This is a genomic window from Achromobacter sp. 1012554356, assembly GCF_059760815.1.
Genome location: NZ_JCBANC010000055.1, coordinates 1 through 13,909 on the forward strand (window position 1 = coordinate 1; position 13,909 = coordinate 13,909).

Genomic DNA, 13,909 nt, shown 5'->3' on the forward strand with positions numbered 1-13,909 from the left:
GGCGATGGACACGGGGGCGGCTGCGGGGGCGGTTGCACCGGGCTTGACCTGGCCTTCCGTCTTGGTCTTGGGCTTGGCGTCGGCGCCGCCGTCATAGATTTCGTCTTCGACGTGCATGACGAAGGAATTCAGCGTCTCGCGCACCATGGCCGGGCCGCGCTTCTCGCACATCATCGAGATGCCCTGCAGCACCATGTTCATGGACTCGACGCGGCGTGCCGTGCGGCGTTCCAGCTTCAGCGCGATCGGCTTGCAGACGAGGTTGGCGAGCAGGATGCCGTAGAACGTGGTCATCAGGCCGATGGCCAGTTGCTGGCCGATGGTCTGCATGCTGCCGTCGCCCAGGACGGCCATCAGATTGATCAGGCCGACCAGGGTGCCCAGCATTCCGAAGGCGGGCGCGAACGTAGCCATGACGCGGAACATCTGGGCCTCGGCCTGCTCGCGGGCGCGCAGACGGGCCACGCGCCACTTCAGCAGTTCGATGATCTGGTCTTCGGGCGTGTTGTCGATGATGAGCTGCACGCCCGTGCGCAGGAACGGGTTCGAGACCTTCTTGAGCTCGTGCTCGACCTTGTGGACGTCGGCGTTCATCCAGAGCTGCGCCATCGACACCAATTCCTCGATGTCGCGCTGCTGGTCGTGCTGGTCGTTGCGGAACACGGTGCGAACCAGCTTGAACACGCGCACCACTTCCTGCAGCGGGTACGCAATGAACAGCGCGGCGCAGGTGCCGCCCAGCACGATCGCCAGGCCCGGCAGGTTGAAGTACAGGCTGGCATCGTTGGCGGACAGCGCCACCACGATGATCAGGGTGAGCAGGCCGACAACGGCGCCGATGACGGTAGACGGATTCATGGATCTTGCCCGAGAACATGGCATCCCACGCGCGGAATGCCGGATTGTCGGGAATTCTAGCCAGCGCAGGCCTCGGTCAATTCGCCGGAAAGCGGGGCGAAATAGGCGGTAAGCGCCGGCTTAATCGGCCAGTCAGGCGGGCGGCGTGCCAGCGATACGTTGGCGCAAATCGGGGACGCTCTAGCGCCGCCGCGCGGCTGCCTGCTGCGCCAGCCATTCCTCGCGGGTGATCTCCCAGATTTCGGCGGGATGACGGCCGCTGACGAAGCCGCGTTCTTCGGTACCCACCAGCCGCATGCCGCTGCTTTCGGAAATCCGCCGCGAGGCGGTATTGGCGACGGCCTTGGGCGCGCGCAGCACGGGTTTGCCCAGCACGTCGAACCAATACGCCGTGACGGCCGCGCTGGCTTCGGTCATGTAACCCAGCCCCTGATGCGCCGGATCCAGCCAGAAACCCCGGTTGTTGCCGGGTTCGTCGTCCATCAGGCTGACGACGCCGATCAACTGGTCAGGCTGCGCGCGCGTGCGCACCGACCAATGCCATTGCGTCCCGCGGCGCATGGCGGGCAGGGCGGCGTTTTGCAGGAACTGGCGCGCGCCATCGGCCGGATAGGGCCAAGGCACCTTGTCTGCCAGAAAGCGCACGACCTCCCAGTGGGCAAACGTGCGCTGAATGGCGTCGGCATCGTCCAGGGACAGGGGGCGCAGCACCAGTCGATCGGTGACAAGTTCGGGGGGCAGCAGGGTGTCGGGCATGGCGGCTCGGGGCGGATGACGGGGGAGACCAAGCGGAAATGTATATCATGGGCGAATTCTGGCGGTGTCAGGCCTGGTTTGGCCTTCCGACCGCGGCATTGGAGAGAACATGAACAACCCCAACGAAAACGTCAGCATGGCGCTTTTCTGCGACTTCGAGAACGTGGCGCTGGGCGTGCGCGACACTAAATTCCAGAAGTTCGACATCCGGCCGGTGCTCGAGCGCCTGCTGCTCAAGGGCAGCATCGTGGTCAAGAAGGCCTATTGCGACTGGGAGCGGTACAAGGAATTCAAGGCGCCGATGCACGAGGCCAATTTCGAACTGATCGAAATCCCGCACGTGCGCCAGTCGGGCAAGAACTCTGCGGACATCCGCCTGGTCGTGGACGCGCTGGACTTCTGCTACACCAAGTCCCACGTCAACACCTTCGTCATCATCAGCGGCGACTCCGACTTTTCGCCGCTCGTGTCCAAGCTGCGCGAGAACAACAAGAAGGTCATCGGTGTGGGCGTCAAACAGTCCACGTCGGACCTGCTGATCGCCAACTGCGACGAGTTCATCTTTTATGACGACCTGGCCCGCGAAGGCCAGCGCACCGCCGAGGCCCGCCGCGACAACCGTGGCGTCAGCGCCCAGCGCCGCTCGCCCGACGAAGAGCGCCGCCGCAAGGAAGAGCAGGACGCGCGCAAGACGCGCGCGGTCGAGATGGTCGTCGAGACCTTCGAGGCGCTGATGGCCGAACGCGGCGACAGCGGCAAGATCTGGGCATCGGCCCTGAAAGACGCCCTGAAGCGCCGCAAGCCTGATTTCAACGAGTCCTACTACGGCTTCCGCGCGTTCGGCAATCTGCTCGAAGAAGCGCAGTCGCGCGGCTTTCTTGAGGTCGGCCGCGAAGAAAAATCCGGCACGTATGTCTACCGTGATGGCTCGGGCGACGCGTCCTCGGACCCGTCTGGCGACGCGAATGGTGCGTCGAGCGCTGACGGGGCGGCCGATGTCGGCGAGGCGCCGAGCTCTGGCGGCCGAAACAGCCGCAAATCGCGCGGTGGCCGCAAGACGGCGGGCGGCCGGACGGCTGGCTCGCACGGCGAGGGTTCGGAGCGGGAAGCGACCGTGACCGCGTCGGAGGGTTCCGCCGAGGTTGCGGATGCCTGGAAACAGCCCGACGCGCCGCAGCAGACGGAAGGCGGCACGGTGCTGGATGTGTCGCAGGCGCCGGGTCAGATTGCTGGCGAGGATTCTGCCGACGTCTCGTCGCCGCCGCGCGGCGCCAGACAGGCGGATAACGGGCGGCAGGGCCGCTCGGGCCGCCGGGGGCGCGGGTCAAGGACGGGCGATGATGCCCGGCAGTCCGGGAATTCCGGGTCGGGTGAAGATGCCGTTCAGCCGCGTGAGCCGGTCGAGGGGCAGGGGCCGTCCGAAGGGAAGACTTCGGCTGAACCGCCAGAATCGTCCGGGCGCCAGGCGTCGTCCAAGCGACACGCGCCGGCTAGCAAGCGCGACGACGTGGCGCCGCCCGCGTTCACACGGCCGGTTCCCCCGCCGCCGCAGTCGGCGCTGGTCTCCGGCCCGCCACCCGTCGTGAATGTCGCCGATTGGACCTTCGCCGCGCCGCCGGCGAAGACCGAGCGCGAGCGCCGCGGCGAGGCGCCAGATCCCTTCGCCGGGGCGCCGCGTCGGTCGGAAGCGGCTACTAAAGCCGTTTCCGAAGCCGCTCCCGCAGTTGCTCCCGACGCTGCTTCCACCAAGTCCGCCGCCAAGCCTGCCCGGGGCGCCCGCAAGACCACGCCCAAGGCGCAGGCCAAACCGGAAAGCACGTCGGCCGGCGCGGCGCCCGCGACGGCGCCCGCCGCCGAGACCGGCACGGCCGCAAAACCGGCACGCAAAACCGCGGCCCGCAAGACGGCGCCGCGCAAAACCGCGAAGAAAACCGACTCGGCTTAAGATCGGTGATCGCCCGGGCCGCTGCCGGCCCCCGATCCCGCCGTCCCATGCACCATGTTCTGATCAGCTCCTGCCTCTTGGGCAACCCCGTGCGATACGACGGACGCGGCGTGACGCATAACGATGCCGTCCTGGCCCGCTGGCTGCGGGAGGGGCGTGTAGTGTCGGTCTGTCCGGAGGTGGCGGGCGGCATGCCGATCCCACGCCCCCCGGCGGAAATCGAGCCGGGTAGAAGCGCGGCCTCGGTGCTGGCCGGAAACGGGCGTGTGGTGGCGGTGACGGGCGACGACGTGACGACGCCCTTCGTGCACGGCGCACGCCAGGCGCTGGCCGCTGCGCAGACGCACGGCATTCGCATCGCCGTGCTGAAAGAGGGCAGTCCGTCTTGCGGCAGCGGCTACGTCTACGACGGCCATTTTGCGGGCCGCCGCCAGCCCGGCGTGGGCGTCACCGCAGAACTGCTGCGCGAGGCGGGCCTGTACGTGTTCAGCGAACACCAATGGGCTGAAGCCGGAGCGTTTCTGGCGCAGTTGGAGGCCGATGATGCTCGCTGAGGCGGGAGACTGGATGGTGCTGGCCGCGGTGGCCGGTGGCGGGTATCTGGCCTGGAAGGTCCTGGCGCATGCTGGCCGCAGCCGGGTGCTTGCCCGGACCGCCGCGTTGGTCAGCCTGGCGCTTTCCGCCGTCTTCTTCTACGCCTGGTACGCGCAGTATCTGCGCTGGGAATTCAACGAGCTTGGCCGCTACTACGATTCCGTGGAGCAGGTGGTCTACACCGATTCGGGCTTCGTCTGGGTGCTGCCGGCCGGGGTGTTGCTGGCCGCCGGCCTGATGTTTGCCTGGCGCGGCTGGCGGCGCTGACAGGACAGTTGGCGCCGCGCCGCCGCCGAACAGTATCCGGAATAGCCGGACGCTCGCGTCAGTAGGCGCGGTATCCCCGGTAGCCGCGGCTTTCCATGCAGGAATCCCGCGCGCGGTTGTAGGAATCGATCATGACCTTCGTCGTCCACGGGGTGATGTTGGACGGGTCATGGCCGCTTTCGTTCATGGCCCAGCGCCGGCATTCGTACGAGGCATCGGCCAGCGCGATTTCGGCCTGGGGCGCAGGGGCGTATACGACGGGCGGGTTGGCCGGGACGGCCACTGGCACGGGATAAACGACCGGCGGCGCCTGATAGACGGGCGCGTTGTACACCGGCGGCGCCTGGTAAACGGGGGCGTCATACACCGGCGCGGCTTGGTAGACCGTCGTGCCGTATACCGGCATGGCGACGGGTGCGGCGTACAGGGGGGGACTGGTATAACCCACCCCCGACGAATACACGCCGGTCCGCACGTATCCGGGCCTTGAACTGGCTGCGATGAGACCCACCGACGTCAGCGCCACGGCGCCGCCGATCCACCAGCCGTTCGAGCTGCCGCGGTAATGATGATGGCCGCCGCCATAACCGCCCCAATATCCGCCGCGTCCGCCCGCCATTGCGGGTGCGCTGGCAACCGCCAGCACCAACGCCGCCATCGTCACCCGGCCAATAAACCGCTTCATGATCTTGCTCCTCGGCCGCCCGGCGCCGGCACCTTGCCATCAGGCCGGGCGATAGGCGTAATGTACTGCTCGGCCGACACGAGAAGAATGTCCCCAGACGCTACGGGAATTTCAACTGATTTCAGAAGGGTGACGGGCGAAACGCAGTGAAATGAACCATCAAGGGTGCCGCAAATTGGTCTCGCGGCCAGTGGCGGAATCAGGGGATCGGTAGTATTTTTTTGCGATGATCACGGCACTACCGAATACAGCGTCCCAGGACAAGCGTCTTACCAAGGGCGAACGCACGCGCAAACAGCTTTTGGCCGTCGCCGCGGCCGAGTTTGCCGAACGCGGTTTCCAGCACACCCGGGTCAGCGACATCGTCGCCCGCGCCGGCGTGACCCAGCCGGTGTTCTATCAATACTTCACCAGCAAACAAGCGGCCTATGACGAGCTGGTGGGGCTGTTCGCCCAGCGGTTGCGCCAGGCAATCAGCGAGGCACGGCTTCCCGGCCACCTGCAGGGCGAAGCTCTGGTGAACCGCATCCGGCAGGGCATAGGGACACTGCTCGCCATCCTGCAGGAAGACCCAAACCTCACGCGCATCGGCTTTTTCCAAGCCGAAGCGGCCGAGGCGCTCAAGGATGAACTGGTCATCCTGATCGCCGAAAACGTCAGGTCGGAGCAGCGAGCGGGACTTTTCCGCCCGGAAATATCGCCCGAGTGGTTCGGCCAGTCGCTCATAGCCATCATCGAACGTTTCACGCGCCTGCTGCCCGACGCGGCCGGGCAGCAGGCGGTGGCGGAGTTCATGACGGATCTGCTGCTGGATGGGATGCGTAGGCGGTAGGGGGGCTAGGTGGTTTCATTAAATCCGCACAACCCTGGAAATACGAATAGTTCGAAAGCTCGGCAGAGGGGGGGCTGATTTGTCGGAAAGCTGGATCCGGCTATGCCATTCGTGCGCAATCGCGCCCTTACTCCACACGCGCCCCGGAAGCCGCCACCACCTTCCCGGCCGCTTCATAGTCCGCCTTCAGCAGCTCTTGAAATTGCGCCGCCGACTTCGCTTCGGCTTCGACGCCCAGCGAAGCCAAACGCGACTGCACCTTGGGATCGGCCAGCACCTTATTGACCGCCGCGTTGATCTGGTCACGGTCCGCAGCGGAGATGCCGGCCGGAGCCAGCAGGCCTAGCCAGGAATCGAAGGCGTAGCCGGGCAGGCCGCTTTCGGCGACGGTGGGCAGGTCGGGGGCGAAGCGTGAACGCGCCTTGCCGGTGTAGGCAAGGAACGTGACGCGGGGATCGTTGCGGTACGCGGTCACCCCGATGGTGGCAGCCGTGACGGCCTGGACGCGGCCGGCCAGCAGTTCGGTTACGGCGTCGCCGGTGGACTTCATGGGGATGTGCTGCATCTGCGCGCCGGCGGCGGTCAAGAACGATGCCATGCCCAGGTGCGAGGCGCTGCCGTTGCCGGCGGACGCGTAGTCGTAGGCGCCGGGCTTGGCCTTGACGGCCTGGATGAATTCGGCCGTGTTCTTGGCGTTCAGCGAGGCCGACGCGAGGATGATGTAGCCGGTGTTGCCGATGTAGGCGACGCCCGTGAAGTCCTTGTAGGGGTCGTAGCTGAGCGTCTTATAGAGATATCCGGCGATGTTGTGGCTGGCGGCGGCCAGCACCAGGGTGTTGCCGTCGGGCTTGGCGCGGGCGGCCTGGGCGGTGCCCACGGTGCCGCCGGCGCCGGCGCGGTTTTCGATCACGATGGAGGCGTCCAGGGCCTTGCCCAGTTCGTCGCCGATCGCGCGCGCGATGGTGTCCTGGACCGCGCCGGTGCCGTAGGGCACGACGATGCGGATGACGCGTTGGTCGGCCTGCGCGGCGCCCATGCCGGCGACGGCCAGAGCAAGGGCGAGCAGGGTGGTGCGGCGTGCAGCTTGGAATCGGGTGGTCATGAAGCGGACTCGTGGTTGGGCGCGCGCCTGTCGGAATGCGGCGCGGGCATGGCGGCGTTGGACTCTAATCACTTAAGCGGTCGGGACCAACGAATTAATCGCCGCTTGTTTATTGCTTCCAGCGATAAGGCCCGGCCGCCGCTAAAGGGGACAGACCATGGGCTTTATCATGTGGCCATCGCCCAAGCCGCGCCCCCAAGTTGCCGGCTCCTTTTTTTATCCGGCGTCCCTGCCCTGATCGCACAGGAGATTTATTAGTGGTTCGATCCGCAACGACAGCATCCCGATCCCTTCCATCCCGCCACCATGCCGCCGTTTCCTGGCGGCGCAGACGGGAAAGGCCCTGGCTGGCGGCCTGGCTGCTGGCGGCGATGCTGAGTTGTTTATCGTTCCTGTGGCATGCCCCGGCCATGGCGGCGTTTCCGCTCTTGACCCCGGCGGCGGCGGCCGAACCTGCCGCCGCACCGTCGGCGCTGACGCCCGCCGCGCTGGCCGATTTGCTGGACAATCCCCAAGCACGCCAAGCCCTGATCGATCAGCTTCGTGCGCAGGCGGCAGGAGACAAACCGGCCGCCGCAGGCGCCCCGCCATCCAAAACCACAGCGGCGAAGCCGACGCCCGCCACGCCGGCCGAGCCGACGTTGCAGGAGCGCATGGCCAACGGCGTTCAGCGGTTCCTGACCGGGGTTGCGGCCGACATGGGGCAGGGCGTTGACGACATGCGCGCGCTGGCCTCGGGCCAGAACCTGCGCATGGACAGCGGCGAGGCGCGCAGCGCGCTGCTGCCACTGGCCCTGGCCGCCGCAGCGACCATCATCGCTTTCATCCTGCTTCGCATGATCGCCATGCGCATCTACACGCGGATCGACCATTGGGTGGCCGAGCACGGTTGCGAAACCGGCACGGCGCCCGTGCGCGGCAGGCCGGCGTCCATGAAGGTGCTGACGCGCCGCGCTGGCGCCATCGTGGGCGCGCTGGCGATCGACGTTGCCGTCGTATTGCTGGCCGCCATGGCTGGCGGCGCGGCGGCGTTGTGGAGCACGCCGGGGCGCGGCACCCTGGACGGACTGGCCTCGCTGTTCCTGCAGGCCTTCGTGGCGGTGGAGATCGTGAAGGTGCTGATCCGCACGGTGTTCGCCGTGCGCCATCCGCATCTGCGCCTGTTGCCGATGTCGGACGAGCTGGCCAAATACTGGAACGCGTGGCTGGTGCGCATTGTGGCGGCGGCGGGTTACGGCACGCTGGTGGTCGGGCCCGTGATGGCGGCGGCGTTGTCGCCGGCGCTGGGCCGGTTGACCACGATGCTCATCATGCTCGCGGTGTACGTCTACGCCGTGCGCGTCATCTGGCATAACCGGCAGGCCGTGCGCGAACGCCTGGACCGCCGGGCCGCGGGCGCGGCCACGTTCATGGGATCGCGGCTGCGGCTGCTGTCGCGCATCTGGCACGTGCTGGGCATCGTCTACTTCACGATCCTGCTGGTGGTCAGCCAGGTCGACCCGACCGATGCGTTGCCGTTCATGGCCCGCGCCACGGCGCAGACGCTGCTGGTCATCGGCGTGGGCAGCCTGCTGATCCTGTTGCTGAACGCGGTGCTGGCCAAGCCGATCCGTCTGTCGGACGACTTGCGGCGGCGCCTGCCGCTGCTGGAGGCGCGCGTCAACGCCTACGTGCCGGCCGCGCTGAAGGTGGTGGGCTGGATCATCCGCATCGTCATCGTGCTGCTGATCCTGGACGCGTGGCGGGCGTTTGACCTGTCGCGCTGGCTGGCGTCGGACGCCGGCGCGGCCGCGATCAAGGTGGTGCTGAATATCGTCATCGTGCTGATGATCGCGATGCTGGCCTGGACCGTGATCGCCAGCATCATCGAACACCGGCTGAGCCAGAGCGAAGAACGGGGCATGCCCAGCGCGCGCGAGCGCACGTTGCTGGCGCTGTTCCGCAACGCCGCGCTGATCGTCATCGTGACCATGACGCTGATGGTGCTGCTGTCGCAGATTGGCATCGACGTCGGTCCGCTGATCGCGGGCGCCGGCGTCGTGGGTCTGGCCATCGGCTTTGGCGCGCAGAAGCTGGTGCAGGACATCATCACGGGCGTCTTCATCCAGCTTGAGAACGGGATGAACGAAAACGATGTGGTGCAGGTGGCGGGCGTTTTCGGGACGGTCGAGAAGATGACCATCCGCTCGGTCGGCATCCGCACGCTGGACGGCGGCTACCATCTGGTGCCGTTCTCGTCGGTGGACGTGGTGGCCAACCACATGCGTGACTTCTCGTATCACCTGGGCGAGTACACGATCGCGCATCGCGAAAGCGTGGACGATGCCATCGAGCATCTGCGTGCGGCGTTTGCCGAGCTGATGACCGATTCGGTGCTCGGACCGGAGATCCTGGAAGACATGACGGTGGCGGGTGTCACGGCGGTCAACGACAAGGGCGTGACCATCCGCATCCTCATCAAGACCACGCCGGGCATGCAGTGGGCGGTGCAGCGCGGCTACAACCGCCTGCTCAAGAAGCACTTCGACGCCGCGGGCATCGAGCTGCCGTACCCGCACACGGTGGTCTACTTCGGGCAGGACAAGCGCGGCTTTGCGCCGCCGGCCAACGTGCACGTGCAGGCCGAGCGTGTGGACGAGGGCGACAGCGCGCGCGCCGCGGGCCATACGCGCCGCCGCCTGAAGCCGGAAGCCAGCAACGAGGATTCGGCCGAGGTGCTGGGCAATGAGCTGGAGGCACGGGCCGAGGCGGAAGCGGAGGCCGAAGCAGGGGCCGAAGCAGCGGCCGAAGCCAACCCGGCGCGTACGGAACCCCGCCGCACCTAGGCTAATCGGAAAAAAAATATTTGCATGGGCAGTGATACCTTTTGCTTTCTCGGCTGGCATGGGAAATAGAACCCACCAGATCGAGGTCGCTGCACCATGCAAATTCCCGCTTTTCCCAAACGTCCCAGTCACGGATTGACGCTGGGCGCCGCCTGCGTGGCGGCCGCGCTTGCGTCCGGCATGCCCATGCTGGCCGTGGCCCAGCCGGCGCCCGCGCCGCAGCAACAGCTTGATGCCCGCCACACGTTCGACATTCCCGCGGGGCCATTGGGCAGCAGCCTGGCCCGGTTTGCGATGCAGGCGGATATTGCGCTGGCGTTCGAGCCGGCGCTGACCGATGGGCGTAGCAGCGCCGGTTTGTCGGGTGGGTATACGGCTGCCGAGGGCGCGCGCCGGCTGTTGGCTGGCAGTGGCCTGGAAATGGCCGCGCGTGCTGACGGTTCGTACACCTTGCGCCGGCGGCCCGTGGGCGACGAAGCCGCGATGCTGCCCACCGTTACGGTGACCGGCAAGGGTGCCTACGACGGCGCCAACCCCTATTTGGTAAGCAGCGCATCAACGGCCACGAAGACCGACACGCCGCTGATGGAGACGCCGCAGTCGATCTCGGTGGTGACGCGCGAGCGCATGGTGATCCAGGGTGCGCAGACCGTCAGCGACGGCTTGAGCTACACCGCCGGCGTGCACAGCAATGTTTCGGGCGACAACCCGACCGACAACACGTTGATGGTGCGCGGCTTCCAGCAGATCAATACCAATGCCTACACGGACGGCTTGCGCAACAACCAGACCGGGTATTTCTCGCCGGAGCCATTTGGCATGGACCGTATCGAGGTGTTGAAGGGGCCGTCGTCGGTCCTGTATGGCCAGGGTTCGCCGGGCGGCACGATCAACTTCGTGTCCAAGCGCCCGCTGTTCGAATCGCACCGCGAGGTCACGGCGTCGGTAGGCAACCACGACCTGGTGCAGGGCGCGATGGATATCGGCGATGTCCTGGATGCCGATGGCACGCTGGCCTATCGGCTGGTTGCGCTGGGCCGCGACGCCGACAGCGCCATCGACGGCATTCCCGATGACCGCATCTACGTCGCCCCGAGCCTGACGTGGGCGCCGTCGGCGCGCACTTCGTTCACGCTGTTGACGTCGTATCAGCGCAACCGCAACCTTTTCACCAGCAACCTGCCGTATTCGGTGCTGGATGGCTCCAATCCCAATGGACGCGTGCCGCGCCACCGCTCGCTCAATGAGCCGGGGTTTGACCGCGAGCAAAGCGAGCAGACCAGCATCGGCTACGAGTTCAGCCACGCGTTTTCGGATGCCTGGACGTTTCAGCAGAACGCCCGCTATACGCACTTCACGGGCTACGTAGACCAGCTCTTTCGCAATAGCGGCGTCATCGATGGCACCACAATCGCGCGCTATTATCAGCTGCGCGACCAAGATAGCGACAGCTACGCCATCGACAACCGGCTGGTCGGAAAATTCTCGACGGGGCCGCTGGATCACACGGTGCTTTTCGGCGTGGACTACCAGTACAGCGACCGCAGCGCCGACTCGCAGACGGGCAACGCGCCATCGATCAACATCTTTCGTCCGGACCGCAGCGTGCGCATCGACACGTCGCGCTACACGTCGCGGCTGAGCACGGCCGACACGACGCGTCAGATCGGCGCCTACGTGCAGGACCAGATCAAGCTGGACAATTGGGTGGCCACGCTGGGCGGGCGCTACGACTGGGCCAACCAGCGCGCGCGCAATCGCCTGCTCGATACGCGCACCGACACGTCGGCGCAGGACTTCTCGGGCCGTGTGGCCTTGGGCTACACGTTCGGCAGCGGCTTTTTCCCGTACGCCAGCTATGCGGAGTCGTTCACGCCGCTGACGGGCAGCGACATCAACGGCGCGCAATTCAAGCCCGAATCGGCGCGCCAATATGAAGTGGGCGTGAAGTATCAGGCGCCGGGCTCGGACAGCTATGTGACCCTGGCCGCGTTTGATCTGCGCCGGCAGAACGTGCTGACGCCCAATCCGCAGAACACGTCGTTCAACGTCCAGGAAGGCGAGGTGACCTCGCGCGGCATCGAGCTTGAGGGCGTGCTGCGTCCCATCGAGGGGCTGAACGTCATCACCTCGTACACCTTCAACGCCGTCAAGGTGACCAAGGACAACCCCAACTTTGCCGGTCTCAGCAACCAGGGCAAGGTGCCGGTGCGCGTGCCGCGTCACCTGGCATCGCTGTGGACGGACTACACGCTGCAGTCGGGCGCCCTGCGCGGTCTGACGATGGGAGCGGGGGTGCGCTATACGGGCACGACGTTTGGCGATGCGCAGAACACCTTCAAGGTGCCTGCCTACACCTTGGTCGATGCGATGGTCGGTTACGACTTCGGACGCGCCAACTCGTCGTTGCGCGGCCTGAGCGCCGCGATCAACGTGCGCAACCTGACCGACAAATACTACGTGGCGGGCTGCTTCCTGAACACGGCATGCCTTTTGGGTGCCGGCCGCAGCGTGATGGCGAACGTGTCGTACAAGTGGTGACGGCCGCGACTAGCCGCGCGCCTCAGTGGGGCCGCGGCAGCACCGTCGTCCAGTATCCCCCGAAGCGCGAGGCGATCTGCACTGGATAGGTCGCCTCCAGCATGGCGAGCGCCTGCTGGGGGTTGCCGACGGGGAAGGTGCCCGACACGCGCAATCCGGCGATCTCGGGGGAACAGCGCAAGATGCCGCTGCGGTAGCGCGCCAGTTCGTCGATGACGTCGGCGAGGCGCATGTCGTCCGCCAGCAGCATGCCGTGCGTCCAGGCCGTGATGGCGGGGTCCAGCGCGCGGGCCGGCTCTACGACGCCGGCCTGCAACACGGTCTGCTCGCCGGCCTGGATGACGCGCGCATCGGCCCCGTCCCGGCGCGGCGTGGCGCGCACGGCGCCTTCCAGCACGGCGAGCTGTGTCTCGCCCGATTGTTGGCGGACGTTGAAGCGGGTGCCCAAGGCCTCGAAGATGCCCTCTGCCGTCTGCACGCGGAACGGCCGGCGTGCGCCCGCGGGGTCGGCTGCGGTCTCGATGAAGATCTCGCCGCTGCGCAAGACGACCAGGCGCTGGCTGGCGTCGAAGCGCAGGTCGATGGCGCTGTGCGTGTTCAGCCGGACTCGGCTGCCGTCGGCCAGCGTGATCTGCCGAAGTTCGCCCGCGGCGCTGCGGTAGTCGGCGGTCCAACCTTCGGACTGGGCCAGCCGCCAAGCCGCCAAGCCGCCGGGAGCGGCAATGCACAACGCCGCCAGCTTGGCGAGCGCGGCGCGGCGGGATTTCGCCGGTCGGTCAAGCGCGGGCATGGCCAGCGCCGCAGGCGCTTCGCCCAGCTGCGCCAGCAGTCGCTCTGCGCGCTGCCACGCGCCTTCATGCTCGGGGCTACGGGCGCGCCATGCCAGCCAGGCGCGGCGGTCATTGTCGGATACCGGCTCGTCGTTCATCACGACGAGCCACTGCGCGGCCTCGTCGAGGATATCGCCGCTGATGACGGCCACCGGATGCCTGGCGTTCATTCCATGCACGCCAGGCATTGCCGAAAGGCGCGCGCCATGTAGCGTTTGACGGTGATGAGTGAGACGTCCAGCCGAACGGCGATGTCTTCGTATTTCATGCCTTCCACCTGCGACAGCAGGAACGCGCGCCGCACCGGGGCGGGCAGCGCGGACAGCATCGCATCGATTTCCAGCAGGGTCTGCAGGATGATGAGCTGGTGTTCGGGGGAGGGCGCCAGATCCTCGGGCAATGCTGCCAGCGCTTCCTGGTAGGCGCGTTCAAGATCGCGGCGCTGGTACCAGTTGACCAGGATGCCGTGCGCCACGGTTGTCACGTAGGCGCGCGGCTCGTTCAGCAGCGCGGGCAGGCGCGAGGCGAGGATGCGGGTGAACGTGTCGTGCGCCAGATCGGCGGCGTCGCTGCCGTTGCCAAGCCGGCGCCGCAGCCACTGCTGCAGCCAGCCATGATGATCGCGATACAGCGCGTGGACTTGTTGTTGGTGTTCTGAGGTGTTCGCCGTCATG

Annotated in this window: 12 protein-coding genes; 6 read left to right on the forward strand and 6 right to left on the reverse strand. The window is 66.7% G+C overall.

The features are described 5' to 3' along the window. Both AC6LJW_RS23120 and AC6LJW_RS23125 read right to left on the reverse strand, forming a co-directional pair. On the reverse strand, positions 1–858 hold an 858-nt coding region (locus AC6LJW_RS23120), incomplete at its 3' end, for a motility protein A (protein WP_498088347.1). Positions 859–1,038: 180 nt separating this feature from the next. Continuing rightward, on the reverse strand, positions 1,039–1,614 hold the full coding sequence (locus AC6LJW_RS23125; protein WP_498088348.1) for a GNAT family N-acetyltransferase: 576 nt from the start codon (positions 1,612–1,614) through the stop codon (positions 1,039–1,041). A gap of 109 nt (positions 1,615–1,723) precedes the next feature. Between AC6LJW_RS23125 and AC6LJW_RS23130 the strand changes: the two genes are divergently transcribed. Genes AC6LJW_RS23130 through AC6LJW_RS23140 form a run of 3 tightly spaced genes read left to right on the forward strand, consistent with a single transcriptional unit; the run spans position 1,724 to position 4,420 of the window. Next, the gene (locus AC6LJW_RS23130; RefSeq protein WP_498088349.1) at positions 1,724–3,559 is read left to right on the forward strand and encodes an NYN domain-containing protein; all 1,836 of its coding nucleotides are present in this window, start codon (positions 1,724–1,726) and stop codon (positions 3,557–3,559) included. Positions 3,560–3,606: 47 nt separating this feature from the next. After that, the gene (locus tag AC6LJW_RS23135) at positions 3,607–4,113 is read left to right on the forward strand and encodes a 2-thiouracil desulfurase family protein (RefSeq protein WP_056570530.1); all 507 of its coding nucleotides are present in this window, start codon (positions 3,607–3,609) and stop codon (positions 4,111–4,113) included. Further along, positions 4,100–4,420 (forward strand): hypothetical protein, encoded by a 321-nt coding sequence (locus tag AC6LJW_RS23140; protein WP_498088350.1) that lies wholly within the window; start codon positions 4,100–4,102, stop codon positions 4,418–4,420. The genes AC6LJW_RS23135 and AC6LJW_RS23140 overlap by 14 nt, the downstream gene beginning before the upstream one ends. A 58-nt stretch (positions 4,421–4,478) precedes the next feature. Here AC6LJW_RS23140 and AC6LJW_RS23145 read toward each other — a convergent pair whose 3' ends face one another. Next, positions 4,479–5,105, reverse strand: coding sequence for a hypothetical protein (locus AC6LJW_RS23145; RefSeq protein ID WP_056570534.1), 627 nt, complete (start codon positions 5,103–5,105; stop codon positions 4,479–4,481). Between the two features lie 226 nt (positions 5,106–5,331). Between AC6LJW_RS23145 and AC6LJW_RS23150 the strand changes: the two genes are divergently transcribed. Continuing rightward, positions 5,332–5,937: a TetR/AcrR family transcriptional regulator gene (locus AC6LJW_RS23150; protein ID WP_056570536.1), complete on the forward strand. Its 606-nt coding sequence runs from the start codon at positions 5,332–5,334 to the stop codon at positions 5,935–5,937. A 127-nt stretch (positions 5,938–6,064) separates the two neighbouring features. Here AC6LJW_RS23150 and AC6LJW_RS23155 read toward each other — a convergent pair whose 3' ends face one another. Next, positions 6,065–7,039, reverse strand: a complete 975-nt coding sequence (locus tag AC6LJW_RS23155; protein WP_498088351.1) for a Bug family tripartite tricarboxylate transporter substrate binding protein — start codon at positions 7,037–7,039, stop codon at positions 6,065–6,067. A gap of 371 nt (positions 7,040–7,410) precedes the next feature. Here AC6LJW_RS23155 and AC6LJW_RS23160 point away from each other — a divergent pair, with 371 nt between their 5' ends. Both AC6LJW_RS23160 and AC6LJW_RS23165 read left to right on the forward strand, forming a co-directional pair. Then, positions 7,411–9,864, forward strand: coding sequence for a mechanosensitive ion channel domain-containing protein (locus tag AC6LJW_RS23160; protein WP_498088352.1), 2,454 nt, complete (start codon positions 7,411–7,413; stop codon positions 9,862–9,864). A gap of 96 nt (positions 9,865–9,960) precedes the next feature. Next, positions 9,961–12,405 (forward strand): TonB-dependent siderophore receptor, encoded by a 2,445-nt coding sequence (locus AC6LJW_RS23165; RefSeq protein ID WP_498088353.1) that lies wholly within the window; start codon positions 9,961–9,963, stop codon positions 12,403–12,405. Positions 12,406–12,427: 22 nt separating this feature from the next. Here AC6LJW_RS23165 and AC6LJW_RS23170 read toward each other — a convergent pair whose 3' ends face one another. Continuing rightward, positions 12,428–13,405, reverse strand: coding sequence for a FecR domain-containing protein (locus tag AC6LJW_RS23170; protein WP_498088354.1), 978 nt, complete (start codon positions 13,403–13,405; stop codon positions 12,428–12,430). Continuing rightward, complete coding sequence (locus AC6LJW_RS23175; protein ID WP_056560499.1) at positions 13,402–13,908, reverse strand: sigma-70 family RNA polymerase sigma factor; 507 nt, start codon at positions 13,906–13,908, stop codon at positions 13,402–13,404. The genes AC6LJW_RS23170 and AC6LJW_RS23175 overlap by 4 nt, the downstream gene beginning before the upstream one ends. Between the last annotated feature and the right edge of the window lies 1 nt (position 13,909).